General features: G+C 62.8%; 22 protein-coding genes and 1 riboswitch. Of the genes, 4 read left to right on the top strand and 18 right to left on the bottom strand.

Annotated elements, in window-relative coordinates:
- Positions 1–19 precede the first annotated feature (19 nt).
- From O7A70_RS20725 to O7A70_RS20715, 3 genes are all read right to left on the bottom strand, one after another.
- Positions 20–451: a PqqD family protein gene (locus O7A70_RS20725; protein WP_337142040.1), complete on the bottom strand. Its 432-nt coding sequence runs from the start codon at positions 449–451 to the stop codon at positions 20–22.
- A 142-nt stretch (positions 452–593) separates the two neighbouring features.
- Positions 594–1,694: a hybrid-cluster NAD(P)-dependent oxidoreductase gene (locus O7A70_RS20720; RefSeq protein WP_337142039.1), complete on the bottom strand. Its 1,101-nt coding sequence runs from the start codon at positions 1,692–1,694 to the stop codon at positions 594–596.
- A 65-nt stretch (positions 1,695–1,759) separates the two neighbouring features.
- Positions 1,760–3,007: an aromatic ring-hydroxylating oxygenase subunit alpha gene (locus tag O7A70_RS20715; RefSeq protein WP_337142038.1), complete on the bottom strand. Its 1,248-nt coding sequence runs from the start codon at positions 3,005–3,007 to the stop codon at positions 1,760–1,762.
- Between the two features lie 115 nt (positions 3,008–3,122).
- A riboswitch (cobalamin riboswitch) is annotated at positions 3,123–3,324 on the bottom strand.
- A 494-nt stretch (positions 3,325–3,818) separates the two neighbouring features.
- On the opposite strand from O7A70_RS20715, the gene O7A70_RS20710 reads away from it, so the two are divergent.
- From O7A70_RS20710 to O7A70_RS20700, 3 genes are all read left to right on the top strand, one after another.
- The gene (locus tag O7A70_RS20710; RefSeq protein ID WP_337104582.1) at positions 3,819–4,025 is read left to right on the top strand and encodes a DUF680 domain-containing protein; all 207 of its coding nucleotides are present in this window, start codon (positions 3,819–3,821) and stop codon (positions 4,023–4,025) included.
- 71 nt (positions 4,026–4,096) lie between these two features.
- Complete coding sequence (locus O7A70_RS20705) at positions 4,097–4,300, top strand: DUF680 domain-containing protein (RefSeq protein WP_140716316.1); 204 nt, start codon at positions 4,097–4,099, stop codon at positions 4,298–4,300.
- 66 nt (positions 4,301–4,366) lie between these two features.
- Positions 4,367–4,606: a DUF680 domain-containing protein gene (locus O7A70_RS20700; RefSeq protein ID WP_337142037.1), complete on the top strand. Its 240-nt coding sequence runs from the start codon at positions 4,367–4,369 to the stop codon at positions 4,604–4,606.
- Between the two features lie 79 nt (positions 4,607–4,685).
- Here O7A70_RS20700 and O7A70_RS20695 read toward each other — a convergent pair whose 3' ends face one another.
- The 5 genes from O7A70_RS20695 to O7A70_RS20675 all read right to left on the bottom strand — a co-directional run bounded on the left by O7A70_RS20695 (position 4,686) and on the right by O7A70_RS20675 (position 11,198).
- Positions 4,686–5,798 (bottom strand): ABC transporter ATP-binding protein, encoded by a 1,113-nt coding sequence (locus O7A70_RS20695; protein ID WP_337142036.1) that lies wholly within the window; start codon positions 5,796–5,798, stop codon positions 4,686–4,688.
- Between the two features lie 29 nt (positions 5,799–5,827).
- On the bottom strand, positions 5,828–7,492 hold the full coding sequence (gene bglA, locus O7A70_RS20690) for a beta-galactosidase BglA (RefSeq protein WP_337142035.1): 1,665 nt from the start codon (positions 7,490–7,492) through the stop codon (positions 5,828–5,830).
- 4 nt (positions 7,493–7,496) lie between these two features.
- A complete protein-coding gene (locus O7A70_RS20685) occupies positions 7,497–8,651 on the bottom strand; it encodes a carbohydrate ABC transporter permease (RefSeq protein ID WP_027142760.1) in 1,155 nt (384 codons plus the stop codon).
- Position 8,652: 1 nt separating this feature from the next.
- Entirely contained in the window at positions 8,653–9,666 is a 1,014-nt protein-coding gene (locus O7A70_RS20680; protein WP_337132268.1) for a carbohydrate ABC transporter permease, read from the bottom strand.
- Positions 9,667–9,842: 176 nt separating this feature from the next.
- Positions 9,843–11,198, bottom strand: a complete 1,356-nt coding sequence (locus O7A70_RS20675) for an ABC transporter substrate-binding protein (protein WP_027142762.1) — start codon at positions 11,196–11,198, stop codon at positions 9,843–9,845.
- A 363-nt stretch (positions 11,199–11,561) separates the two neighbouring features.
- Here O7A70_RS20675 and O7A70_RS20670 point away from each other — a divergent pair, with 363 nt between their 5' ends.
- Entirely contained in the window at positions 11,562–12,584 is a 1,023-nt protein-coding gene (locus O7A70_RS20670) for a LacI family DNA-binding transcriptional regulator (RefSeq protein WP_337142034.1), read from the top strand.
- Between the two features lie 282 nt (positions 12,585–12,866).
- On the opposite strand, the gene O7A70_RS20665 is transcribed toward O7A70_RS20670, so the two are convergent.
- The 10 genes from O7A70_RS20665 to O7A70_RS20620 form a co-directional block, all read right to left on the bottom strand.
- Positions 12,867–14,303: a S8 family serine peptidase gene (locus tag O7A70_RS20665; RefSeq protein ID WP_337142033.1), complete on the bottom strand. Its 1,437-nt coding sequence runs from the start codon at positions 14,301–14,303 to the stop codon at positions 12,867–12,869.
- Positions 14,293–14,961, bottom strand: a complete 669-nt coding sequence (locus O7A70_RS20660; protein ID WP_337142031.1) for an anti-sigma factor — start codon at positions 14,959–14,961, stop codon at positions 14,293–14,295. The genes O7A70_RS20665 and O7A70_RS20660 overlap by 11 nt, the downstream gene beginning before the upstream one ends.
- Positions 14,958–15,521: a sigma-70 family RNA polymerase sigma factor gene (locus O7A70_RS20655; protein ID WP_337142030.1), complete on the bottom strand. Its 564-nt coding sequence runs from the start codon at positions 15,519–15,521 to the stop codon at positions 14,958–14,960. Before O7A70_RS20655 ends, O7A70_RS20660 begins: the two co-directional genes overlap by 4 nt.
- 181 nt (positions 15,522–15,702) lie before the next feature.
- The gene (locus tag O7A70_RS20650) at positions 15,703–16,542 is read right to left on the bottom strand and encodes an alkaline phosphatase family protein (RefSeq protein ID WP_337142029.1); all 840 of its coding nucleotides are present in this window, start codon (positions 16,540–16,542) and stop codon (positions 15,703–15,705) included.
- Positions 16,543–16,625: 83 nt separating this feature from the next.
- The gene (locus O7A70_RS20645) at positions 16,626–18,215 is read right to left on the bottom strand and encodes an ABC transporter substrate-binding protein (RefSeq protein WP_337142028.1); all 1,590 of its coding nucleotides are present in this window, start codon (positions 18,213–18,215) and stop codon (positions 16,626–16,628) included.
- A 121-nt stretch (positions 18,216–18,336) separates the two neighbouring features.
- Entirely contained in the window at positions 18,337–19,992 is a 1,656-nt protein-coding gene (locus O7A70_RS20640) for an ABC transporter ATP-binding protein (protein ID WP_337142027.1), read from the bottom strand.
- The gene (locus tag O7A70_RS20635; RefSeq protein ID WP_027142770.1) at positions 19,992–20,816 is read right to left on the bottom strand and encodes an ABC transporter permease; all 825 of its coding nucleotides are present in this window, start codon (positions 20,814–20,816) and stop codon (positions 19,992–19,994) included. Before O7A70_RS20635 ends, O7A70_RS20640 begins: the two co-directional genes overlap by 1 nt.
- A 9-nt stretch (positions 20,817–20,825) precedes the next feature.
- Entirely contained in the window at positions 20,826–21,785 is a 960-nt protein-coding gene (locus O7A70_RS20630; protein WP_015314326.1) for an ABC transporter permease, read from the bottom strand.
- A gap of 16 nt (positions 21,786–21,801) precedes the next feature.
- The gene (locus O7A70_RS20625; RefSeq protein WP_337142026.1) at positions 21,802–23,388 is read right to left on the bottom strand and encodes an ABC transporter substrate-binding protein; all 1,587 of its coding nucleotides are present in this window, start codon (positions 23,386–23,388) and stop codon (positions 21,802–21,804) included.
- Positions 23,389–23,542: 154 nt separating this feature from the next.
- Entirely contained in the window at positions 23,543–25,528 is a 1,986-nt protein-coding gene (locus O7A70_RS20620) for a CocE/NonD family hydrolase (protein ID WP_337142025.1), read from the bottom strand.
- Positions 25,529–25,606 lie beyond the last annotated feature (78 nt).

Below are 25,606 nucleotides of genomic sequence, written 5' to 3'. Positions count from 1 at the left end.
CACGGCCGCGGCCGGCCCGTCAGGAAGCCTGCTTGACCGCCGGCCAGCCAAGGGGTTCCTCGACCTCATGGATGGGATCGACGACGATCAGATCGGCGAGGTCGTCGTGAATGCTCACATTGAGCGGTTCGTTCGTGGCGGCAAGCTCGGCTGGCAATTCGCCTGGCAGTGGCTGCGCCGTCGCTTCCGAACGCACCAGCAAACCCAGTTCGAGCAATTGGGATATGAAGTGTTCGAGTTCGGCCTGGCCTATTGTCGAGCCGCCCGCGGCCAGCCCGATCAGAGCCTGGGCGTCCGCTCCGGACGAAAGCGCCTGCCACACCTTGCTGCCGGAATCCGAGAAGCCGAAATATTTGCCATTGGCAAGGTTGAGCACCACGGCTTCGCCATCGAAGGATTCGAAAACGATATCCCGGCTCGCAACCGCATAGGCATGGGATTCATGCATCATTGTTGCCCCGCTCTGCATTTTCCTGCCCGCCAGCAGGACCGCTTCCACCGACAACGGCTGTAAACTTTCGGGTCTTCCTTGGCAAGGTAACCATCGCCGGCAAGGCGCGGACCATTCCCGGATCAGTCGAAGGCCGGGCAGATCAAGCCTCGATTTCCAGTGCCGACAGTGGCTTTGAACAGCAGGCCAGGATGAAGCCATCATCGATCTCGTGATCGAGGATGCCGCCATTGTGGCTCATCTCGACGCTGCCGGAGACTTTCTTCACCTTGCAGGTTCCGCACAGGCCGAATTCGCAGGCCGCCGGTATCCGCACGCCCGAAGCACGCGCCGTCTGCAGCACGGTCTGGCCGGCGACACAGCCGGCGTCGACGTCCGAAAGCGCGAAGCGGATCGGCGTTGCGGCTTCGACGGGGACAGCCACACCGTCCTGCGCCGGCGCCGCGAATGGCACCGGGATTTCCTCAACGGTCGGCGCGGCAAAGCTCTCCTGATGGTACTTTGCCATGTCGAAGCCGGCGGCTTCGAGCATGCCGCGCACGGCGCGCATGAAGGGATCGGGGCCGCAGCAGAAGATTTCGCGTTCGCGGAAATCGGGCGCCAGCAGCGGCAACCGGATAGCGTCGATGCGGCCCATATGGCCATACCAGCGCTCGCGGCTCGACCGTTCCTCGATCATGAAGCCGAGCGACAGGCCCGGCATGTGGCCGCCGAGCAGCTCCAGCTCCTTGCGGAAGATGATCTCTTCCGGGCGCCGCGCGCAGTTGACGAAGCCGACATCGGTCCATGGCGCGCAGTCGTTCAGCCAGCGCAGCATCGACATCATCGGCGTCACGCCCGAACCGGCCGAGATGAACAGATATTTCGCCGCCGGATGGCTGTGCAGTGAAAAGTCGCCGCCTGGTCCATAGGCCTTGACGTGCGAGCCGGGCGCCAGGTGATCGAACATCCAGCGTGTGCCGATGCTGCCCACCTGCGCCTTCACCGTCACCGCGATCGAGAATGGCCGCGACGGTGACGATGACAGCGTATAGGTGCGCATCAGCGGCCCGTCCGGTGTCGGCAATTCCAGCGTCACGAACTGGCCCGGCTTGTAGCGGAACCAGGTCTGGTTGTCGGAGCGGAAGGTGAATGTCTTCACGTCGGGCGCCTCGTCGGTGACGCCGGTCACTTCCAGCACCTGCAGCCTGTCGTTCCAGGGCGCCATCTGGTCGAGATGGCGATAGAGGCCGAGGTCCGTCATCGCATTCATCCTGTTGTCCCTTTTGTTCCGCGCATGCCCAAAACCGCCGTCTTTAGCGATATGCCTTAGGCAACGCTGCGCAGGGCCGGCCGGCCGCCTTCGGCAAGCCGTGGCCCGATGAAGGACGCGTACCACTCGACGAACTGGATCACGCCGCCCTCATGCAGCTCCGAATAGGGGCCTGGCTCATACGCCGGCGACAGGATGCCGAAGGCGTTTTCCTCGACGATGCGGCGATCCTGGTCGTTGGTCTCGGTCCAGACATGGGTGAGTTCTGCGAGATCGTAATCGACGCCCTCGACCGCATCCTTATGCACCAGCCATTTGGTCGTCACCGCCGTTTCCGTGGCGCTGATCGGCAGCACCCGGAAGGTGACGGCGTGGTCGCCCAGGATGTGGTTCCAGGTGGTCGGATAGTGGTAAAGCAGCAACGAACCGATGCGGTCGGTTGAAACGCTGTCGGAAAGATTCCTCTCGACCGCGCGCTTTCCCGTCATCGTGTAGCTGACGGCATCGCGCAGCAGCGGCGCGCGGGTCGCGCGATACTGGCCGGCCGGATCGATGCGGAACTTGCTCGGCAGGCCGACCGATTCGCATTTCGCCCAGTGCGCCAGCATCTCCGGATCGCTGTCGGCGCCTTGCACGCCGGTCACCGTCGGTGCTTCCGGGAAGGTCTTGCAGAGTTCGGGATGGTTGCCGGCGCAATGATAGCATTCGCGGTTGTTTTCCCAGACCAGCTTCCAGTTGCCCTTCTCGATGATGGTGCTCTCGAAGGCGACTTTTGCCTCACGCAGCCGGTGCGGCAAAAGGTAGGGCTCGATCATCGCCCGCATCGGCGCGAAATCGGCGGGCTCGCTGGCCAGACAGATGAAGATGTAGCCGCCAACGCTTTCGCAGGCGACGGGCTTCAGGCCGTACTGGCTCTTGTCGAATCCATCGGCCATCTGGCGGGCGAACAGCAGCCGGCCGTCGAGCTCGTAGGTCCATTGGTGATAGGGACAGACCAGTTTGGCGGCCGTGCCCTTGTCACTGTTGCAGACGCGGCTGCCGCGATGGCGGCAGGAATTGTGGAAGGCGTTGATCTTGCCCTGCTGATCGCGCACCAGCACGACCGGATAATCGCCGATCTGCACGGTGATGAAGCTGCCCGGCTTGGGCAATTCGCAATCATGGCCGATGAACAGCCAGTCGCGATACCAGATCAACTCCATGTCCAGCTTGAAGTAGTCCGGGTCGGTGTAAAAGGGCTGTTCCAGCGAAAAGCCTTGTCTGCGGCTGTTCAAGAGCCTCAGCATGTCGTTGCGCGCGTCCATGTCCTGTCCTCAGTTTCAAGGACTGAACTGGTGGTGATTGAGGAAGGACTGGGCGCAGATCGGCGAAAAGCCGGACAAACACCATCCGCCTCTTGACCGCCCACCGCGATCAGTCGAGTTCTAGCGATCTCGGGCTGGTTTCCGGGCTCTGGAGTTGTCCTTGCGGACCATCGCGACACCTTCCCAGGCTTTCGCCCAGTGGTCTCCCGTTGCGACTTGAACTCCACCACCGTTGCGGGGGCAGCGCCGGAATCTGACCGGCTTCCCAATTCTCCACTCCGTCGTCTCGCAGCGGCACCTGAGATGCCCGATCTAACCACGACAGGCTTTGCGACATCGGCACGAAAGCGACATCGCATCCATGCGGCGCGACACGCATGCTGGATCGTCATGACAGGCTTGTAGCCGTTGGAATCGCCTTCTGTCGCCAAGCCGCGCCGGCACCCTCTTCCACCCTTTTGCCGGCAGCAAATAGGTTAACGGTTTCAAAAAGTGACTATTAGCAGGGACTAAAATCGAACCGAACGGTTCGTTTCTGTTGACGGTGCGTGCAAGACGCTGTGAACGCCGAGCCTCCGACACAGTTGGTGATCGAGGTGCTGCTTTAAGCTAACAATTTGATATTACACGAGAAAATAAGAGATGTGGAAAGCGCTGGTACAATTTCAAGTGGTGGAGTCATGGTCCACGCTGAACAACTTCGTGATTGGAAACGGCAAGGGTGCTCTCCCACATCGGGGCTGTCCGAACGACGCGATTTAATCCCAAGACACGCCGCTAGACGGATGGAAAAATACTGGAGTACCAAAAAATGAAAAAGATCATTCTCACTGCCGCCGCCCTTCTGGCTGTTTCCGGCAGCGCCTTCGCTGGTAGCGACAATTACGGTTCGAACGGCGCCAACCAGCCTGCTGCCGCGGTGGACAGCTCGTACACCGCTTCCACCTCCACCAAGACGTCGGAGCCTGTTGCTCAGACGCCTGCTCAGGGCAGCGATCGCAACCTCTTCGGCCGCTAACGGCCTGTCCCCACGGACGGCGGGCTTGCCCGCCGATCCGGTGGAATTCAAGAAATTCAGGAGTGTCTAAAATGAACAAGATCCTTATTGCCGCCGCCGCCGTTCTGGCCATTTCCGGCAGCGCTTTTGCCAGCGACAACTATGGCTCCAACGGTGCCAACCAGCCTGCCGCCGCGGTGGACAACTCGTACACCGCGTCGGTCGACAAGTCGGCTCCTGCCAGCCAGGAGCCCGTCCAGCACGGCGCCGATCGCAACCTGTTCGGCAACAACTAACATCTCTTCAAGCAAGGACGGCGCGATCAGCCCGCCCCTTGAATTCGAAAAAATCGGAGTACCAAAATGAAAAAGATTGTTCTTACCGCCGCCGCTCTTCTGATTGCCGCTGGCAGCGCCTATGCCGGCAACGACAACGTTGGCGACACCGACATCAACAAGCTGGCGACCGTCAACGTCGACACCTCGCATACGGGCTCGACCCGCAAGAGCGAATCGCCTGTCTACAAGCTGCTCAATTCGTCGGGCGACGTACAGAAGTCCGCCCCTCAGGGCGCAGACCGCAACCTCTTCGGCAGCAACTAACCAGCCGTGGTGATATACAAAAGAGAGCGGCGGGCTTGCCCGCCGCTCTCTTTTTGCGTTGTCAAGACAGCTTGTGGTCTCAGGCGGCTTTTGCTTCCGCTTCCTGCAGGGCGAACGACCGTCCATCCGCATCGAAGATATGAAGGTCGCCGGCATTGGCGGTCAGCCGCAGCGTCGAGCCGCGCTTGACCTCGACATTGCCCGGCAACTTGGTCACCAGCGGCAGGTCGGCACGGCCGATGTCGATATAGACCAGCTGAACCTCACCGAGCTGCTCGAGATAATCGACCGTCCCCTCGAACAGATAATCGCTACCACTGGCGATCGCGAGATCTTCCGGCCGCACGCCGAAGCTGACCGCCGCTCCCTTTGCTGAAGCAGGCGTCGCTATCGGTACCGTCGCCTTGCGTCCGCCGACATGACTGACGATGGTCGGATTGCCCGTCTTGTCGACCGTCGCCGGCAGGATATTCATGGCCGGTGAGCCGATGAACTGGGCGACGAAGAGGTTGCCGGGGTTCTTGTAGAGCTCCATGGGCGTGCCGACCTGCTCGATGTGGCCATCCTTCAGCACGACGATGCGGTCGGCCAGCGTCATCGCCTCGACCTGGTCGTGCGTGACATAGATCATGGTCGTGTTGGGCATCGATTCCTTGAGCTTGGCGATCTCGATGCGCGTGGCGACGCGCAGCGCCGCGTCAAGGTTCGACAGCGGTTCGTCGAACAGGAACACTTTCGGATTGCGCACGATGGCGCGGCCGATGGCGACACGCTGACGCTGGCCGCCGGACATCGCCTTGGGCAGGCGGTCGAGATATTTGGTCAACTGCAGGATCTCGGCTGCCTGCCGTACCCGCTTGTCGATCTCGGACTTGCTTTCCTTGCCGATCTTCATCGAGAAGGCCATGTTGTCGTAGACGGTCATGTGCGGGTAGAGCGCATAGGACTGGAACACCATGGCGATGCCGCGCTTCGACGGCGGCACGTCGTTGACCACCTGGCCGTCGATCCTGAGTTCACCCGAGGTGATTTCCTCAAGCCCGGCGATCGAGCGCAGCAAGGTCGACTTGCCGCAGCCCGACGGTCCGACGAAGACGATGAATTCGCCCGATTTGATGTCGAGGTCGATGCCGTGGAGAATGTTGAGATTGCCGTAGGACTTCTTCACTTGTCTCAAATTGACATCGGCCATTGATTTCCTCCAGTGATTCCTCAGATGTTTCAGCCTATGCGTCCGAACCAGGCGTCGTAACCGCCAAGTTCGACCGAACCGGTGCTCGCCTGCCCGGAAAACCCGTGTCCCGCCAAAGGTTGCAGGGTTCGGTTGCCGAGGTCAACCTTCGCCGGCCTGGCGCCCAGATTGAAAACGCAGACGACCTCCTCATTGCCCGCCCGGCGGGTGAAGGCGACGGTGTCGCCCTCGCTTTCGACGAAGGTGATGTCGCCCTTGGCCAGCGCCGGATGGGCGCGGCGGAAGGCGAGAAAGCGCCGGTAATGCTCAAGCAGGGAGGTCTCGTCGCCTTGCTGCACGTTGACCGCCTGTGACAGATGCTTGGCCGGCACCGGCAGCCAGGGTTTTGCCGGGGAGAAGCCTCCATTCCTGGCGCCGCCATCCCACACCATGGGCGTGCGGCAGCCGTCGCGGCCCTTGAATTCCGGCCAGAAGCGGATGCCGTAGGGATCCTGCAGGTCCTCGAAGCGCAGGTCGGCCTCGCCGAGCCCGAGTTCTTCGCCCTGGTAGATGCAGACTGAGCCGCGCAGCGACATCAGCAATGCCGAGATGACCTTGAGATAGGCGGACGGGTCGGCTTCATCGGCGGCCCAGCGCGAGGCGGGGCGCATCACGTCATGGTTGGAAAACGCCCAGCACGACCAGCCGTCGCTGGCCACCCTGCCAAAGCCTTCCAGCACCGAGCGCACTTTGGCGGCGCTGATCTTTTCCGGCGCCAGGAAGTCGAAGGAATAGCACATATGCACGCGCTTGCCGCCGGCGGTATAGGCGGCGACCACGTCCAGCCCGCGCTGCGAATCGCCGACTTCGCCGACCGCGGCGGTCGCCGGATACTCGTCGAGCAGCGCCCTGAAGCGCTCGAGGAAAGCAAGGTTCTCCGGCCGGCTCTTGTCGTAGATATGATCCTGGTAGTTGTAGGGGTTGACCGCCGGCGCGGTCTGGTCGTTGCGCTCTTCCGGCGGCAGCGGCGGATTGTTTTCCAGCCCCTGGCTGTGGAAGTAGAAATTGATGGTATCGAGACGGAAGCCGTCGACGCCGCGCTCCAGCCAGAAGCGGGTGACGTCGAGCAGCGCGTCCTGGACTTGGCGGCTATGGAAGTTGAGGTCGGGCTGCTCGGCCAGGAAATTGTGCAGGTAATATTGCTGGCGGCTGGTGTCCCATTGCCACGCCGAGCCGCCGAAGATCGACAGCCAGTTGTTGGGCGGCGTACCGTCGGGCCTTGCGTCGGCCCAGACATACCAGTCGGCCTTCGGATTGGTGCGGCTCGAGCGACTTTCCATGAACCAGGGATGGATATCGGCGGTATGCGACAGCACCTCGTCGATCATCACCTTGAGACCCAGCCGGTGCGCCTCCGCCGTCAGCGCGTCGAAGTCGGCCAGCGTGCCGAACATCGGGTCGACGTCACAATAATCCGAGACGTCGTAGCCGAAATCCTTCATTGGCGATTTGAAGAAAGGCGAAATCCAGATGGCATCCGCGCCAAGGGCGGCAATGTAGGGCAGCCTGCCGATGATGCCCTTGAGGTCACCGATGCCGTCGCCGTTGGAGTCCTGATAGCTGCGCGGATAGATCTGGTAGATCACCGCGCCCCGCCACCAGTCGCGATCAATGGCGGGGTCTGGTTTCGAAGTCGCCTTCAAAGCCGATTGCATTGTCTCAACCTCCTTTCACCGAGCCGGCCAGCAGCCCGCGGACGAAATAACGCTGCAGCGAGAAGAAGACGATCAGCGGCACGATGATGGTGATGAAGGCCGATGTCGTCAGGATCTCCCAGTTGCCGCCACGCGAGCCGAGCAGCGCATTGAGCTTGGCCGTCAGCACGATCTGATCGGGCGCCGTTCCGAGGAAAACCATTGCCACCAGGAGATCGTTCCATACCCACAGGAATTGGAAGATGGCGAAGGAGGCAAGCACCGGGAAGGACAGCGGCAGCACGATCTTGACGAAGATCTCGAAATCGCTGGCGCCGTCGATGCGCGCCGATTCCATGATCTCGCGCGGCAGGCCGGCAATGTAGCTTCGGAGCAGATAGATGGCGAAGGGCAGGCCGAAACCGGTATGCGCCAGCCAGATGCCGAGATAGGTCTTGGACGGCACGCCGAAGAACGTCCCGACGCCGTTGTAGAGCTTCAGGAGCGGGATGAGCGACATCTGCAGCGGCACCACCAGCAGGCCGATGACGACAGCGATCAAGAGCGCGCGGCCTGGAAAGCGCATCCAGGCCAGCGCATAGGCGGCAAACGCCGCGATCAGGATCGGGATGACGGTCGCCGGGATGGTGACCGTCAGCGAATTCATGAAGGAGCGGCCGATGCCTTCGGAGAACAGCACGGTCTGATAGTTTTCGGGGGTGAATTTCGGCGGTGCCGACGAAGCGTAGTAGATGCGCTGGCCCCGGTCGCCCTCGAATGCCTTGGGCGAGGCCATGACGAAGCTGCCGTCGGCGTTGAGTTGCAGGGTGACGCCGTCGCCGAGATCGGCTGATGTGCCGGCAGGATACTGCGTCGGTGCCGCCGCCTTGACGCCGAAGGCACTGATGCCGCGCTTGGCCCCATCGCCGAAGATGTTGCCCTGGAGAACGAACTTGCCGTCCTTCTCTACTTGTGTGGAGGCGGCCGGCAGGCGGCCGGCTTCGGTCTGGCTGGAACTGGCGAACGAATTCCACCAGCCCGAGGCGATGATCTGATCCTTGTCGCGTATCGACGAGACGAGGATGCCGAGCGTGGGGATGGTCCAGATCACCACGAAAACGAGCACCGCGATATGGACGCCGAAACGGCTGGCGAAGGAGTTTCCGGTCGCGACGGCCATCTCAGTGTCCTCCCGTCTCTTTGTTGGCCTGGCGGATGTTCCAGATCATGATCGGAATGACGGCGATCATGATGATGATGGCAATGGTCGCGCCGCGGCCGAAATCGCCGCCGCCGCGGAACATCCAGTCGAACATCAGATTGGCCAGCACCTGGCTGTTCCATTGACCGTTGGTCATGGTCAGGACGATGTCGAACACCTTCAGCACCAGGATGGTGATGGTGGTCCATACCACCGCGATGGTGCCCCAGATCTGCGGCACCATGATCTTCCAGAAGATCTGGAACGGATTGGCGCCGTCTATGACCGCCGCTTCCAGTGTTTCTTCGGGGATGCCGCGCAGCGCCGAGGAGAGGATGACCATGGCGAAGCCGGTCTGGATCCAGATCAGGATGATCATCAGGAAGAAATTGTTCCAGAGCGGCAGCGATATCCAGACCTGCGGCTGGCCGCCGAAATACTGGATGATGGCGTTGAGCAGTCCGATCTGGATCTGGCCCTCGCCACGATATTCGTAGATGAACTTCCAGATCACGCTGGCGCCGACGAAGGAGATCGCCAGCGGCAGGAAGATCAGGCTCTTGGCGATCGTACCCCACCATATCTTGTCGGTGAGCACGGCGATGATCAGGCCGAGGAAGGTGCAGGCCGCCGGCACCACCGCCAGCCACAGGATGTTGTTCCGGATGGCGTTTCGCAGATCCGGATCGCGCAGCGCCCACTCATAGTTGGCGGACCCCACGAAACTCGTGCCGCCGCGGTCGAAGAAAGACAGCCACAGCGTCGCGATCACCGGATAGATCAGGTAGATGGTCAGGATGATCAGCGCCGGACCCACGAACAACCAGGGCCGCACCAATCCCTGCCGGCGCAGATTGTTGACGGCGGCCGTCCCGGACACCCCACGCGAGGGGAAGATCAGGTCGAGCAGTTTGTTGGCGCCCCAGAAATAGGCGACGCAGCCGCCGACGCCGATGATGATGACGAATATTGCCGAGAAAATCTGAGTCGCCATGGGTCCCTCTCCCTGCGCATGACCGGCCAGGCGATGCTGGCGACTGGAAACGCCGACTTTCAGTTGTTCGGAACAATCGAAACGCGAAGGCTTCCGGCATGCACCGCCGGTCGGATCCGGGCCGTGGCCCGGATCCAGTAGGAGGATCAGGAAGGATCAGGTCTCGCCGCAGCGGCCTACTTGATTGCGTCCCAGCTCTTCTGGATGTCGGTTGCGACGTCCTGGGCGGACTTGCCGCCGACCAGGTCGATCATGCCGGTCCAGAAGGAGCCGGCGCCCACCTTGCCGGGCATCAGGTCGGAGCCGTCGAAGCGCACCGTCGTGGCGCCGACCAGGATCTCGCCCTGCTTCTTCAACGCATCGCTGCCATAGGCGTCCTTGTTGGCGCCCTTGAAGGGGGTGACGAAGCTCTTCTGCGCCATCCACAATTCATGCGCGAGCGGCATCTGCAGGAACTTGATGAATTCGCGCGACGCCTTGGAATCCTTGGTGATCATCACCAGCGTTCCGGCCACTTCCAGCGGCGTCCCGAGTTCCGGCTTGGAGGCGTAGGGCGGGTAGGGGAAGAAGTCCGCATCCTGGCCAAGCTTCACGCCCTCCGGGAAGAAGGAAGGGATGAACGATGCCTGATGGTGCATGTAGCACTTCGGCGGCACGGTGAAGAGGCCCTTCGGGCTGTCGCGGAAGTCGGTCGCCGCGACCGCCTTGGCGCCGCCGTCGACCATCTTGTCGTCGGTGGCGATCTTGCCGAAGATGTCGATGGCGTTGACCACTGCCGGATCGGTGAATGGGATCTCGTTCTTCACCCACTTGTCGTAGACTTCAGGCGGCTGCGTCCTGAGCATGATATCCTCGACCCAGTCGGTCGCCGGCCAGCCGGTCGCGCCGCCCGAGCCAAGGCCGATGCACCAGGGCTTGCCGCCATCGGCGATGATCTTCTTTTCGAGCTCGGCCAGTTCTTCCTGCGTCTTCGGCACCTTGTAGCCGGCTTCCTCGAAATTGTCGGGCGAGTACCAGACAAGCCCCTTCACGTCGATCTTGTAGGGAAAGGCATAGAAGCCCGGCTTGCCGTCCTTGCCCGTATAGGTGCCGAGCTTGGCCCAGGAGTCGCCGGCGGCGTAATTCTCCTTGACCCAGGTCGCGACGTCGTCGCCGAGCGGGGTCAGCACGCCCTTGGAAGCAAGGTCCTGGATGAGGCCCGGCTGCGGCAGGACGGCGATGTTGGGCGGGCTGCCGGCCTGGGTGTCGATGACGATCTGCTGCTCGTAATTCTCGGACGAGGAATATTTGACCTCTGCGCCGGTGGCCTCGGAGAAATAATCGAGTACCGACCGGACAAGCGCCTCGTCCTCGCCACGCCATGGGCCGAAGATCGACAAGGTCTCACCCTTGAGGTCGACTTTCTTGAGGTCTTCATAATTCGCCCAGTGAAAGTGCTGATCTTCGCCGGGCTTGAACTTCAGTTCGGCCTGCGCGGGCGCGCTCAGGGCGAACGCGGCAGACGCAACGCCCAGCAAAAGCAACTTCTTCATCGGTATTCCTCCCAGTGGGTCACACATACAGGACGGAACCTCCATTCCGCCCGCCGACGCCGCAGGACTGTGACTCACTCGCAAGGGAACCGCAACCTTTCGAAGAGTCTTCCAAAGCGCTTTGGCCTTGCCGATCTCGCCATTGAATCGATCAGGAGTCAAGAGTGCTCGCGAACTAATCGATTTAACTGCCAGCAGTCTGCGCTCGAAAGGTGCGTCGCAACATGCTTTTTTGGCGGTGCAACAGCAATTTCTGTTTCAAAGCTGGCCCCCGCACGCATATGGTCTCTGCGATGTGGCCGCATTTCGGGTAGTGTTTGGGTCGATTCAATCTAAAAGCGCTTTGAGGCAGGGAGGCCTCTCGTGAACCTCAAGCAACTCGCACATATGCTGGCGCTTTCGCAGACGACGGTAAGCCGGGCGCTGAACGGCTATCCCGAAGTCAACGAGGAAACCCGCAGGCGCGTCATGGACGCCGCCAAGCGCCACGGCTATCGCCCCAATCCGAGCGCGCGTCGGCTGGCCACGGGCAAGTCCGGAATGATCGGCTACGTGCTGCCGACGGGTGCCGCCGTCGACATCGACCCCCACTTCGTCGAATTCCTGTCCGGCCTCGGCGACTATGCCCGTTCGCACGAACTCGACCTTGTCCTGTCCCCGACCGACGCCGACGATCAGGAGACGACCTACCGGCGCATCGTCGCCAACCGGCAGGTCGATGCCGTCTACATCTCGTCGCCCAGGCCCGCCGACCGGCGCGTGGCGCTGGTCAATACGCTCGGCATTCCCTTCATCGTCCATGGCCGCAGCGAGGGCTTGGACTTCGACTATCCCTTTCTCGACATCGACAATGAAGGCGCTTTCCACGAGGCCGCCCGGCTGCTCGTCCAGCTCGGCCACCGGCGGCTGGCGCTGATCAATGGCGATGACGGGGAGACCTTCGCCATTCATCGCGAGCGCGGCCTGCGCCGGGCGCTGGCAGCAAGCGGCCTGACATTGGACGATCGCCATGTCTGCTCCGTCGTCATGACCGAGGAGAACGGCTATCGCGCCGCCCGGCGCCTGCTTGAACAGGACGGCGCGCCGACGGCAATCGCCTGCTCCAGCCTGATCATGGCGCTCGGCGTCGTGCGCGCGGTGCGCGACCTTGGCCTCAGCATTCCCGGCGACATCTCGCTGATCGCCCATGACGACGTCTTTCCCTGGCTGAAGCCGGAGAATTTTTCCGTGCCGCTGTCGACGACGCGCTCGTCGATCCGGCTGGCCGGCGCGCGCATCGCCGAGCGGCTGGCGGCGCGGATATCGGGACTGGAGGAGGGCGCGCGCGGCGAGGTCTGGCCGGTCGACCTGGTGGTCAGGGGATCGGTGGCGGGAGCGCCGGCCTAGGGTCGCCCCAAAACAGAGTGCCCTCTTAACCCCGCATTAGCGCGCATCGAACGCTGCCCAAGAAGCGGTTGTCCAACTCGGAAATGATCGAGATCAACGGCCTTTACCGGGTTATTGGCAGCGATGAGCAGGCGGTATTGATGCGATGACTGGCAATAATCGGTTTGGCTGTCGTCGGGCTTTGTCTTGGAGTCGCGTTGCTTCTGCTATTCCGTCGAACCCGGCGACTGGCGACAGGTTGATCGGCCGCAGATCGACGAAATCGACGCCTGAAGCGAAAACCTATTCCCTCACGGCCTCGGCCGCCTTAAGGTCCAGCAACCCGTAGCCGAAATCATTGTCGCGTCCCTTGGGCCCGAGATCTCTCGCCGTCGCCGCAAGTGCCTTCTCGATGTCGTTGGCCGAGCGGTCGGGCGTGGCGTGGATGAGGTTGGCGATGGCGCCGCTGACGACCGCCGCGGCAAACGAGGTGCCCGTCACCACGTCCGAGCCGGCGCCGCTCGGTGCCACCATCTCGACGCCCGGCGCCGAGATGAAGACATAAGCGCCGCGATTGGCCTGCGGCATCAGTCCGTCACTGGCGTCGGTGGCCGTCACCGCGATGACACCGTCAAAGGCGGCCGGATAGCCATAGGGCGCCTTCGGGCCGTTGTTGCCGGCGGCGGCGACCAGCACCATGCCGAGCGCCCGTGCATTACGGCAGGCGGTGCCGAGCAGGTCGTTTTTCGGGCCGACGAAGCTCATATTGATGATGCTGACATTCTGGTCCGCCGCCCAGTCGAGCGCCGACAGGATGACGTCCATGGTCGACTTGCCGCCCTCGAAGGCACGCGCGTGGTAGATTTTCGCGCCCGGCGCCATGCCTTCCAGCGGGCCGACGCCGGCAATCAGACCATCGATCGAAGTGCCGTGGTCGCGCTTTTCGATCGGGACGTCGGGCATCGCGTCGAACTGCGCGGCGATGACCCCGGCCAGAGCCGGATTGGTATCGTCGATGCCGGTATCGATGACGGCGACACGCACGTTCTCGCCACTGGCCTGTTTGGCGTCGAGCGCGATACGGTCGAAGGCATAGTTGACGATGCCGGCCGCCTGTTGCAGCGAATAGATATGGTTGGGCTCGCGGCGCTGCGTGCGGCCGTCGGCGGCAAGCTGCGCCAGCACGACGCCGACGGGGCGGCCATCGCGAATGCCGAAACGCACCAGCGTGGTGCCGAGCAGCCGGGACTGGCGCTGCGAGCGCACTTCAAGGCCGAAGGACGCGGCGATCTGCTGCACGGCTCCGGCATCGCCGTCGACGGTCACCAGCACCTCGTCGGGTACGAAGTCGCCGGTCACGGCGCGTCGCGACTGGACGGCGATGAGATCGGTCGGCGAGATGATCGGGCCACCGGACGGCGGGCCTGCCTGGTTCCCGGCGGGGGCTGTCGCGGGCTCCGGTCGTGGTATCGGCACCGGTGCAGGAAGGGCGACCGGGTTGGGGAAGAGGTCGACGATCAAGGCGGGCAGAAAAACGGCGCCGGCCTGGGCTACACCCGACCCACCCTTATCGCTGCCGTCGTTGACGCAGTCGGCTGCGGTCGAATTGGCCTCGTTGTTGCAATCGATTTTCGTCCGGTCGGGAGTGGCATCGTTGCCCTGCGCCGACGCAGGCACGGCGGCGATTGTGATCGCCGCCGCCAGGATGGCCGCAAATCGAATGACCGCCTCAACCGCCATCAACAGGTTTCCTTCCCTCGATCACAGCCTCCGCGAAAGGCTGCGCGGCAATAAGGCCCCGCAGTTTCTCGTAGTCGGCGGCTGTCGTCGCCGGAATGGCGAGCCTGAAGACGCCGTCGGCGGTCGGTCCGCCGATGATCTTGAGCTTGTTGGCGTCGAGAAAGGCGGCAATATCGGCCATCCTGGCATCCGGCTTGAATTTGACCAGCGCGAACGGCAATTTGGCCAGATCGTCTTGTGCGCCGGCGATCTCGAAATTGCCGCCCTTGCCGCCAGGCTGCACCAGAGACTGGACCGCGATCAAGGCCAGCAGCACCGCGGCCGCCGCCCAGGCGACGCCGACCGGCACCGCCATGAAGCGGCCCCACGCCTGCGCCAACCAGGATCCGCTTGCAGGCGCCCGAACCGGCCCCGCCTCCGCGTCGAGCGCCTTGGCGAAGCGGCTGAGCGCATCGGCCGGCGGGCGGATCGCCTCGTTGGCTGCAGCCGTGCCGGAGAACTCGGCTTCCGCCTCGCCGAGCGCGACAAGTGCCGCCGGATCGGTGGCCAGCCATTCTTCGATGGCTTCCAGATCCGACCCTTCGAGCGAACCGTTCAGGTAGAACGGCAGCAGCGTTTCCATTTCGTCGCGGCGCGACATCTTTTCAGCGGCGCTCATGGCCACCCCCTGTCGTAACCGGCGGCCTTCAAGGCTTCGCCGAGTTTCTTGCGGGCGTAGAACATACGGGTCTTGACGGTCGCGACCGGGATGCCGAGCACCTGTGCGATCTCGGTCACCGATTGCCCTTGATAATAGGCGAGGTCGATCACCGTGCGGTGCTCGTCGGGCAAGGCGTCGATGAGGCGGCGCAAGGCGGCGGCCTTGTCCTCCTTCATGGTGACGACCTCAGGCGTGTCGGCGCTGTCGGGCACCGCCGCGGCGGCCTCGTCGTCGATCCAGTCTTCCTTCTTCTTGCGCAGCAGCGAGAGCGCCTTGAAGCGGGCGATGCCGAGCAGCCATGTCGAGACTTCGGACCGCCCTTCGAAGCTCGGCGCCTGGCGCCACAGTTCGAGGAACACTTCGTTCGCGATATCGTCAGCCATCATTTCCGATCCCGTCTGGCGCGCCACGAAGCGGTAGACCCGCGCGTGATGACGCATGAACAGGAGCCGCACGGCGGCCCGGTCGCCCTTCGCGACCCGGTCGACAAGCGCGCGATCGGTTTCCGTCGCCGTCATGGCCGGTCGAGCCGCCTGGCTCCTGTCTGCTCTGTCGCCGATCGATCCAAAAAGGTTCATCCTCCGCCAAGGAATTCCGGGAGGCTAACCGAAGAGCGGGACGGTTGCCAGAGCATCCCTTCTCGCCGTCTACGGGGAGAAGGTGCCGGCAGGCGGATGAGGGGCGGTGCCAGCCACTCGATCAGGAGAGAAAAGCCTTCACCTTCATCGTCGCCGGCACCGGCACGCCAAGCCGGCTCAGAACCGTTGGCGCCAGTTGCAACTGGTCGAGCAGCGTATCGGCTTCCGGCCCTTCGCCCTGTCCGAAATAATACAGCGCGAAATCCTGCATCTCGTCGTCATGACCGCCATGGTGGCCGCGGTCGGTCTGGCCGTGGTCGGCGGTGACGATGACCTCGTAGCCGGCCTCGATCCAGCCCGGCAGGAAGGCCGCCAGCATGCCGTCCATGGCGTAGCAGGCATGGTCCATCTCGTGGCAGTCATGGCCGAAACGGTGGCCCATCGAGTCCAGCGTGCAGGTGTGCAGGACACCATAGTCGATGCCGTGGCGCCGGGTGAGCATGGTCAGCGTCGCGAACAGGTCGACATCGCTCGGCGTCATCTGGTTCTTGAGATTATAGCCGGTCATGGTGTGGAAGCGGCCATGCGTGATCGGCCCGCCGGGCTCGTCATATTCCATGTCCTCGACGAGGTCGAACGGGTAGGAGCGGAAGAATTCGGACCAGTAGGAATGGGTGACCGCGCCGGTCTTGCCGCCGGCTTTGCTGACTTCCGAGAAGATGTCGGGCTGCCCGACGCGAAAGCGGTTCTCGTTGGACAGGATGCCGTGCACCTGCGGCGACACGCCGGTGTGGATCGAGGCATAGCAGCAGGCCGAGGTCGACGGCAGCACGGAGCGCATCTTCCACACCCGTGCCTCGCCCGACTGCACCCAGCCTTCGAGATTGCCCATCAGCCGGCGCCAGTTCCGGTAGGGAACGCCATCGAGGATGATCAGCAGAAGCTTGGTCTTGAGCGCCACGGGCTGCTCCATGCGATTGTCTGTCGAAACGAGTGCGCCGCGTGTCGTTCGGACACGCGGCGCTTTTCAATATGAGTCGGATGTCAGGCGTTCAGCCAGCATTCGCCCAGCGCGTAGCCGTCCATCATTTCGCCGTTCGGGTTCTTGACGAAGCCGCTTATTTTGTTGGTGGCGGCGGCGTCGATGAACTGGTTGAAGAAGGGCACGATCAACCCGCCTTCGTCGCGCATCAGCATGGCCATGTCGTGGTAGATCGCCTTGCGTTTGGCCTGGTCGAGCTCGGCACGGGCCGTGAACAGCATCTTGTCGAATTCCGGCCGTTTGAAGCGCGTGTCGTTCCAGTCGGCGGTCGAGACGTAGCCCGTGGAATACATCTGGTCCTGCGTCGGGCGCCCGCCCCAGTAGGAGAGCGAGAAGGGCTGCTTGTTCCAGACTTCGGACCAGTAACCGTCGCCGGGCTCGCGTTTGATCTCGATCTTGATGCCGGCCTTGGCCGCGCTCTGCTGATAGAGCTGGGCGGCATCGACGGCGCCGGGGAAGGCGACATCCGATGTGCGCAGCAGGATGGAGCCGCTATGGCCCGACTTCTTGTAGGCGGCCGCGGCTTTTTCCGGATCGAACTTGCGTTGCTCGATGTCGGTGGAAAACAGCGGATAGGCTTCGTTGATTGGGAAGTCGTTGCCGACCGAACCGTAGCCGCGCAGGATCTTTTCCAACAACTCGTCGCGGTCCATGGCAAGCTTCAGCGCCATACGCAGGTCGTTGTTATCGAAGGGGGCCGTGTCGCAGAACATGTTGAACGGGTAGTAGCCGCGCCCCGACACGTTCTCGATGGTGACGCCCGCGATGCGCTTGACCAGATCGACCACTTTCGGCTCGACCCTGTTGATCAGGTGAACCTGGCCCCCCTGCAACGCGGCAAGCCGCGCCGTGGCATCGTTGATGACGACGATCTCGATCTGGTCGGCGTGGCCGGCCTTGTCGCCGCGCCAGTAATTGGCGAAGCGCTCGCCGCCATGGCGCACGCCCGGCTGGTTCACGGTCACCTTGTAGGGACCGGCGCTGATGCCGGCATTGGGGTTGTCCTTGCCGCCATTCGGCTGGATGACGAGGTGGTAGTCGGCCATCAGATAGGGGAAGTCGGCATCCGCATCGCCGAGCGTGACGACCACTTCCTTGCCAGCCGGCTTGATCGTCTTGATGTTCTTCAGCACGCCCAGCGCACCCGACTTCGACTTCTCGTCGGCATGGCGCTCGAGCGTGGCAGCAATATCCTCCGCGGTCACGGTCTTGCCATTGTGGAATTCGATGCCGTCGCGCACTTTTATGGTCCAGGTCTTGGCGTCCGCCGAGGCGCCGATCTCCTGCGCGATCCGGTTCTCGACGCCACCTTCCGGTGTCAGGCGGACAAGGAACTCGCCCCACTGCTTGCCGAAATTGTAAGTAACCTGGCTTAGGTTCAGTGCCGGATCGAGGCTGTTGGTCGATTCACCGCCCTGCAGGCCGGCCTTGAGGATGCCGCCCTTGACCGGGCTCTGCGCGAAGGCTTTCCCGGCCAATGTCGTTGCTAGTGCCGCCGACACACCCAGCGCCGCCGTGCGGCCAAGAAACTCGCGACGCGATATCCGGCCCTGGCCGGCGAGTTCAGCGAGATGGTCGAGTTCGGTCTTCATGTCCTACCCCCTTGTTGAAAACAACGTCACACCAGCGGCGCCCCGTCCGAAGACGTGTGGCGCCCTAGTGTTGCATGCGGATGACGGCCGCCATCTCCTTGGCTGGCGGACTGCTGGCTGGCTAGTTCCCGGCGCTGGCCATGCGCCGCCCCTTGATCGCCTTTTCCAGCCAGCCGATCTCCATTTCCGGAACGGACGACAACAACAGGTCGGTATAGGCATCGAAGGGCGGTGTGAGCACCTTGCTCTTGGAACCGTAGCGCACCACTTCGCCGCGATACATCACCGCGATCGAATCGGCGATCGACTTCACCGTCGCGAGGTCGTGGGTGATGAACAGATAGGCTGCGTTTTCCTCCTTCTGCAGTTCGAGCAGCAACTTGAGGATGCCGTTGGCCACCAGCGGATCAAGCGCGGATGTCACTTCGTCGCAGATGATCAGCTTGGGCTTTGCCGCGAGCGAGCGGGCGATGCAGACACGCTGCTTCTGGCCGCCGGAGAGCTCGGCCGGGTAGCGGTCGACAAAGCCCTTGCCCATTTCGATCTTGTCGAGCAGTTCGGCGACGCGGGCATCGCGCTGCCTGCCGCGCATGCCGAAATAGAATTCGAGCGGCCGCCCGATGATGGTGCCGACGGTCTGGCGCGGGTTCATCGCCACGTCGGCCATCTGATAGATCATCTGCAGCTGGCGCAGGTCCTCCTTCGGTCGGTCGGCGAGCCGGTTGGCCAAGGGGCGCCCGTCGAATGTAACGGTGCCTTGCTCGGGCGGCAAAAGTCCGGTTATGGCGCGCGCCAGCGTCGATTTTCCGGAGCCGGATTCGCCAACCACGGCCAGCGTCTGGCCGGGGTAGATGTCGACCGAGACGTTCTTCAGCACCTTGACGTGGCCGCCACCATAGGCGGCGGTCACGTTCTTGACCGACAGGAACGGCGTGGTGCCGGGTTTTTGCTCGGCATGTTCGATCTCGTGCACCGAAACCAGCGCATTGGTGTATTCCTGCCGCGGTTCCTTGATGATCTGGCGGGTGCCGCCCCATTCGACCAGCCGGCCGTGACGCAGCACCATGATCTCGTCCGAAACCTGGGCGACGACGGCCAGGTCGTGCGTGATGTAGAGCGCCGCCACATGGGTGTCGCGGATAGCATCCTTGATCGCCGCCAGCACGTCGATCTGCGTCGTCACATCGAGCGCCGTGGTCGGCTCGTCGAAGACGATCAGGTCAGGCTCCGAGCACAGCGCCATCGCCGTCATCACACGCTGCAGCTGGCCGCCCGAAACCTGGTGCGGAAAGCGTTCGCCGATGGCTTCCGGGTTGGGCAGGCTGAGCTTCTTGAACAATGCGACAGCGCGCTTCTCGGCCTCCGCTCGTGTCGCCGTTCCGTGCAGCAGCGTGGCTTCCACCACCTGGTCCATCAGCCTGTGCGCGGGATTGAAAGCGGCCGCCGCCGACTGCGCGACATAGCAGACCTCGCGGCCGCGCAGCTTGCGAAAGTCCTCCTTGCCGCCCTTGAGGATGTCGCGGCCGTTGAGGAGCACCTCGCCGCCGGTGATGCGCACGCCGCCACGGCCATAGCCCATGGATGACAGGCCGATGGTCGACTTGCCGGCACCGGATTCGCCGATCAGGCCGAGCACCTTGCCCTTCTCCAGTGTCAGCGAGACATCGTGGACCAGCGTGATGGTCTTCGGCGCCTCACCGGGCGGATAGACCGTCGCCTCGATGCGCAAATTGCGGATGTCGAGCAGAGGGGTGGACTTTGCCTTGACGTCAGCCATCACCCGCGTCCTCCCTTCAGGCTTGTCGTGCGGTTCAGCACCCAGTCGGCGACAAGATTGACCGAGATCGCCAGCGCCGCGATCGCGGCCGCGGGAATGAGCGCTGCGCCTATGCCGAACACGATGCCGTCCTTGTTCTCCTTCACCATGCCGCCCCAGTCGGCGTCCGGCGGCTGCACGCCAAGGCCGAGAAAGGAAAGCGTCGACAGGAACAGCACCGCGTAAATGAAGCGCAGGCCGAGCTCGGAGATCAGCGGCGACAACGCGTTGGGCAGGATTTCACGGAAGATGATCCAGACGCTGCCCTCGCCGCGCAGCTTGGCGGCTTCGACATAGTCCATGACGTTGATGTCGACGGCGACCGCGCGGGACAAACGGTAGACGCGCGTCGAGTCGAGAATGCCCATCACCAGGATCAGCGTCACCAGGTTGGTTGGCAGCACAGAGAGCACCACCAGGCCCATGATCAGTGTCGGGATCGACATCAGGAGGTCGACGAGGCGCGACAGGATCGTGTCGAACCAGCCGCCGAACACCGCGGCCGAAAAGCCAAGTATGGCGCCGAGCGAGAACGACAGCGCGGTGGCCAGCACCGCGATAAACAAGGTGATGCGGGCGCCATAGATCATCCGGGACAGCAAATCGCGGCCGAGATTGTCGGTGCCCAGCCAATGCGCCGCCGACATCGGCTCCCAGACATCGCCGACAATTTCGGCGTTGTCATGCGGCGAAATCCATGGCGCGAAGATCGCCGCCAGCACGAATAGTGCCGTCAGGATAATGCCGATCAACGCGGGGATGGGGATGCGTTTGATATCGAGCATGCCCGCCCCCTATTTCGGATGTCGCAGACGCGGATTGGCGACGATCGCCGCTATGTCCGCGATGATGTTGAGACTGATGTAGACGGCGGCGAAGATCAGGCCGACGGCCTGTACCACCGGCACGTCACGCTTGGTCACGTGATCGACGAGATATTGTCCCATGCCGGGATAGACGAAAATCACCTCGACCACGACGACGCCGACGATGAGATAAGCGAGGTTGAGCATGACGACGTTGATGATCGGCGCGATGGCATTCGGGAAGGCGTGCTTGCGGATGACGTTGAACGCTGACAGGCCTTTCAGTTCCGCGGTCTCGACATAGGCCGACTGCATGACATTGAGGATCGCCGCTCGCGTCATGCGCATCATGTGGGCGAGCACCACCAGCGTCAGCGCCGTCGCCGGCAGCGCGATCGCCTGCATCCGCTCACCGAACGGCATGCCCTCATAGACGGTCGAGATGCCGGGAAAGATCTGCCACTTCACGGCGAAGAAATAGACCAGCACATAGCCGATGAAGAATTCTGGGAAAGAGGTCGAGGCGAGCGCCAGGCCGGAGATCAGCTTGTCGACCCAGCCATTGCGGTAGCGCACCGCGATCAGTCCGAGAATGATGGCCAGCGGTACGGCCACGATCGCCGCCCAGAAGGCGAGGAACAGAGTGTTCCACAAGCGCGACTTGATCGAGGTCGCGATATCCTGCCCGCTCGACATCGCAGTGCCGAGGTCGCCGGTCAAGACGCCGCCGAGCCAATGGAAATACCTGACATAGGCCGGATCGTTCAGCCCAAGCTGCTCGCGCAGATTGGCCAGCGACTCCGGTGTCGCCGATTGTCCCAAAATGGCTTGCGCGACGTCGCCGGGCAGGATCTGCGTGCCGGCGAAGATCAGGACCGAGATGGCCAACAGAAGCAGGATGCCCAGCGCAATGCGCTGGGCAATTAGTTTCAGGATGGGTGAAGACATCTCTGCAAAGCCGGACTCAGGCCTGCAGCCAGCACTTCGCCAGGGCGTAGCCGTTCATCAGCTCCTGATGCGGGTCGTCCACCCAGCCATCGACCTTGGCGCCGGTGGCGTCGATGAACTGGTTGAACATCGGCAGGATCAGGCCGCCTTCGTCGCGCACCATGACAGCCATGTCGTGGTACATCTGCTTGCGCTTGGCCTCATCGAGTTCGGCACGCGCCGCCAGCACCATCTTGTCGAAATCCGGGCGCTTGAAACGCGTGTCGTTCCAGTCGGCGGTCGACAGATAGGCGGTCGAGTACATCTGGTCCTGCGTCGAGCGGCCGCCCCAATAGGAAGCGCAGAAGGGCTGCTTGTTCCAGACTTCGTTCCAGTAACCGTCGCCGGGCTCGCGCTTGAGCTCGATCTTGATGCCAGCCTTGGCCGCGCTCTGCTGGAAGAGCTGGGACGCATCGACAGCGCCCGGGAAGGCGACGTCCGAGGTCCTGAGCAGCACGGTACCGTCATGGCCAGATTTCTTGTAGTGGAACTTGGCCTTGTCGGGATCATACTTGCGCTGCTCGATCTCGCTGAACAGCGGATAGGACGCGTTGATCGGGAAGTCGTTGCCGAGCGAGCCGTAACCGCGCAGCACCTTGGTCAGCATCTCCTCGCGGTCGATCGCCAGCTTCAGCGCCATCCTGAGGTCGTTGTTGTCGAACGGCGCCGTGTTGCAATGCATGATGAACACGTAGTGGCCGGGGCCCGCGTGGTTACGGATGGTGACGCCCGGCACGCGCTTGATCAGGTCGACGATCTTCGGCTCGACGCGGTTGATCATGTTGACCTGGCCGCCCTGCAGTGCCGCCGTGCGGGCCGTCGCGTCGTTGATGACGATGACCTCGATCTGGTCGGCATGGCCCATCTTGTCGCCTTGCCAGTAATTGGCGAAGCGCTCGCCGCCATGGCGCACGCCGGGCTCGTTGGTCTTGACCACGTATGGGCCGGCCGAGATGCCGGCATCGGGCTTGTCCTTGCCGCCATTGGGCTGGACGATCAGGTGATAGTCGCTGAGCAGGTAGGGAAGATCGGCGTTAGCCTCCTTCAGCGTCAGCACCACTTCCTTGCCGCTGGCCTTGATGGTCTCGATGCCCTTCATATAGCCGAGCGCGCCGGATTTCGACTTCTCGTCCGAATGGCGCTCGAGCGTGGCGGCGACGTCTTCGGCGGTCACCGTCTTGCCGTTGTGGAATTCGACGCCGTCGCGGATCTTCAGCGTCCAGGTCTTCGCATCGTCCGAGGAGCCGATCTCTTCGGCGATGCGGTTCTCGAGCTTGCCTTCCGGCGACAGCTCGACGATCATTTCGCCCCAGCACTTGCCGAAAGCGAACGGCACCTGCGTCATCATCAGCGCCGGGTCGAGGCTGTTGGTGGATTCACCGCCGACCAGGCCGGCCTTCAGCGTACCGCCCTTGACCGGACCCGCCGCGCGCGCCGCGCTCGAAAGCAGCGCGTTGGCGAAGGGCGCGGCGATGCCGAGCGCTGCGGCCCGACCGAGAAAATCACGACGGCTCAGTTTGCCAGACGCAACCCGCCGGCTAAGGAATTCCAGTTCATTTGACATTTGAGTTCCTCACTCTGTTGGTTCGACTCTGCGGTCGATTTTCTTGCTTCTTGTTAAAGGGAATAATGACCGCAAGGGAAAGCGGTAAGCAAGACCGAATGCGACATGCCGTGGCGTAAATCGCACGTCGCATTTGGACCAACGGCTTCAGCGCTCAAACCAGCGCGCGCGGGACCTTTTCGTCGAAATCGCGCGCGAAGACGAGGGTTTCGCCTTCGTAGGCCTCGATTCTGGCGCTGACGATGAAGTTTTGCGCGTCCGACCGCATCTGGGCCCACGTCTCGGTACGGACCGACCATCCATTTCGCGACAGGGTCTGCGTCCAGTGTGTTTTCCCAGAGGCTGACAGAGGATCGTCGGGATGGATAGTCCAGGTTTCGCGGGCGATGCTGCCGTTGACCAGGCCGTGGTCGAGATCGCGCACTTCGCCGAAATCATCGGCAATGGAAAGCGTGACGATTCCCGCCTTTTCGTCGCGGTCGACATGGCGTTCGGAATTGGCGGGACGGATCGTCTCGGTCGCCCAGGGCGCGGCACCTTCCGGCTCGGCGAAAACGGCTTCGTCGCCTGTTGCCAGCAGGCGCAAGGGCACCGATAGCGTGGCGTCCGACAAGGTCAGTCGTGCCGGTTCCGGCGAAGGCCAGATCATTGGCCAGTAGGCGGTGGAAACGGCGACGCGCAGACGGTGGCCGGCCGGCACGCGGTAGGCGCATTGATCGAGCACGACACGCGCCGAAACCGTCTCCCCGGGGACCAGTGCTTCGGGGAATTCATGCGAGTTGCGGTGCGTCAGATTGAGGACGCCATAGGAGATAAGTTCCGAGGCGCCGTCGGGATGCACGTCGCAAAGCCGGACCGCGATGTTGGCCTGGGGCCGATCGGAGGCAAGCAGGACCTCAAGCTCTGGCGCGCCGACGATCTCGATCGGCTTGGTGAGCTCAGGCTGGTCGAAACATGCCGACAGCCCATCGTCAGGGCGCTGATCACCCGGCAATTCCGGTCCGAAGGTGAACGGAAAGTATTCGCCGCCGGCAAGCCCGCAGGTCTGCGGCGAAGCGACGGTTGAAGGCCCTGCATCAGGGGAAATGAGTTCGATCGCTTCGACCGCTATGCTGGACGACGGCCACTCCTGCTCGGCTATCCAGCGGCCGGGCCGCTCCGGATGCCAGCGGGCGGGACGCACGCTGTCCATCACATAGGCGCGGTAGTCGGGATCGGCCTCGACGCCGGTCTCGGCGCCCTTCAGCCAGTGGTCCCACCACCGCAGCGCTTCCTGCAGGAAGCCGATCGCGGGCTGGGGACCGGCATAGTGCGGGTATTTGTGGATCCACGGTCCGACGATACCCTTGACCGGTGCCTCGATGTTGCTGACGAGGTGCGAGATCGTGTTGCGGTAGCCGTCGTGCCAGCCGCCGATCGACAGCACCGCGGCATGAACAGCGGAAAAATCCTCGCAGATCGAACCGCGCTTCCAATAGGCGTCGCGATGCTGGTGGCTGAGCCACAGCGGCAAAAGGAACGACTGGTTCTCCAGCCGTTTCAGCCACAGATCGCGCCATTTGTCGTCGCCGGCAATCAGCGGATCCGGTGGCCGCGACGAATAGGACAGCATGGTCGAGGCCCAGCCGAAATTCTCGAGCAGCAGGCAGCCGCCCTTGTAGTGGATGTCGTCGGCATAGCGGTCGACGGTCGAGCACAGGCTGATCACTGCCTTGAGCGCCGGCGGTTGTTTGGCCGCCACCTGCAGGCAATTGAAGCCGCCCCAGGAAATACCCATCATGCCGACATTGCCGTTGCACCAGGGCTGCGCCGCCGCCCAGGCAATGACATCGCAGGCGTCCTGCAGTTCCTGCTCGGAATATTCGTCGTCCATCAGCCCTTCGGAATCACCATTGCCGCGCATGTCGACGCGGATCGAGGCGTAACCGTGTCCGGCGAAATAGGGATGGGTAAGCTGATCGCGAAAGATCGTGCCGTCGCGCTTGCGGTAAGGCAGGTGCTCGAGGATGACAGGTACTGGATCGTCGCCCGCATCCTCCGGCATCCACACCCGCGCCGACAGCCGGCAGCCATCGGGCATGACGATGCCCATGTCGGGAAATTCGACGACCTTGCGGGGAAATTCGGTGATGGTTTTCATGGCAGGCATAACGCTCCGCGGCACGAGAACTTTCAATCGTCATTCGCGACTGGAGCAGCGAAATATGCGACCTGTGCC

This window comes from Mesorhizobium sp. Cs1299R1N1, from assembly GCF_037179655.1.
In the GTDB taxonomy this organism is placed as follows: domain Bacteria; phylum Pseudomonadota; class Alphaproteobacteria; order Rhizobiales; family Rhizobiaceae; genus Mesorhizobium; species Mesorhizobium salmacidum.
Note: the sequence above shows the minus strand (reverse complement) of the source record. Positions and strands in the feature narration are given on the sequence as shown.

Excerpts from the sequence above, each read along its gene's own strand:
- O7A70_RS20680 (WP_337132268.1), bottom strand. The coding sequence starts at position 9,666 with ATGGCGACTCAGATTTTCTCGGCAATATTCGTCATCATCATCGGCGTC.
- O7A70_RS20635 (WP_027142770.1), bottom strand. The coding sequence starts at position 20,816 with ATGCTCGATATCAAACGCATCCCCATCCCCGCGTTGATCGGCATTATC.
- O7A70_RS20715 (WP_337142038.1), bottom strand. The coding sequence starts at position 3,007 with ATGGACGCGCGCAACGACATGCTGAGGCTCTTGAACAGCCGCAGACAA.
- O7A70_RS20630 (WP_015314326.1), bottom strand. The coding sequence starts at position 21,785 with ATGTCTTCACCCATCCTGAAACTAATTGCCCAGCGCATTGCGCTGGGC.
- O7A70_RS20695 (WP_337142036.1), bottom strand. The coding sequence starts at position 5,798 with ATGGCCGATGTCAATTTGAGACAAGTGAAGAAGTCCTACGGCAATCTC.
- O7A70_RS20685 (WP_027142760.1), bottom strand. The coding sequence starts at position 8,651 with ATGGCCGTCGCGACCGGAAACTCCTTCGCCAGCCGTTTCGGCGTCCAT.
- O7A70_RS20675 (WP_027142762.1), bottom strand. The coding sequence starts at position 11,198 with ATGAAGAAGTTGCTTTTGCTGGGCGTTGCGTCTGCCGCGTTCGCCCTG.
- O7A70_RS20700 (WP_337142037.1), top strand. The coding sequence starts at position 4,367 with ATGAAAAAGATTGTTCTTACCGCCGCCGCTCTTCTGATTGCCGCTGGC.
- O7A70_RS20720 (WP_337142039.1), bottom strand. The coding sequence starts at position 1,694 with ATGACGGACCTCGGCCTCTATCGCCATCTCGACCAGATGGCGCCCTGG.
- O7A70_RS20725 (WP_337142040.1), bottom strand. The coding sequence starts at position 451 with ATGATGCATGAATCCCATGCCTATGCGGTTGCGAGCCGGGATATCGTT.
- O7A70_RS20645 (WP_337142028.1), bottom strand. The coding sequence starts at position 18,215 with ATGAAGACCGAACTCGACCATCTCGCTGAACTCGCCGGCCAGGGCCGG.
- O7A70_RS20660 (WP_337142031.1), bottom strand. The coding sequence starts at position 14,961 with ATGAGCGCCGCTGAAAAGATGTCGCGCCGCGACGAAATGGAAACGCTG.
- O7A70_RS20620 (WP_337142025.1), bottom strand. The coding sequence starts at position 25,528 with ATGAAAACCATCACCGAATTTCCCCGCAAGGTCGTCGAATTTCCCGAC.
- O7A70_RS20710 (WP_337104582.1), top strand. The coding sequence starts at position 3,819 with ATGAAAAAGATCATTCTCACTGCCGCCGCCCTTCTGGCTGTTTCCGGC.
- O7A70_RS20655 (WP_337142030.1), bottom strand. The coding sequence starts at position 15,521 with ATGACGGCGACGGAAACCGATCGCGCGCTTGTCGACCGGGTCGCGAAG.
- O7A70_RS20640 (WP_337142027.1), bottom strand. The coding sequence starts at position 19,992 with ATGGCTGACGTCAAGGCAAAGTCCACCCCTCTGCTCGACATCCGCAAT.
- O7A70_RS20625 (WP_337142026.1), bottom strand. The coding sequence starts at position 23,388 with ATGTCAAATGAACTGGAATTCCTTAGCCGGCGGGTTGCGTCTGGCAAA.
- O7A70_RS20705 (WP_140716316.1), top strand. The coding sequence starts at position 4,097 with ATGAACAAGATCCTTATTGCCGCCGCCGCCGTTCTGGCCATTTCCGGC.
- bglA (WP_337142035.1), bottom strand. The coding sequence starts at position 7,492 with ATGCAATCGGCTTTGAAGGCGACTTCGAAACCAGACCCCGCCATTGAT.
- O7A70_RS20665 (WP_337142033.1), bottom strand. The coding sequence starts at position 14,303 with ATGGCGGTTGAGGCGGTCATTCGATTTGCGGCCATCCTGGCGGCGGCG.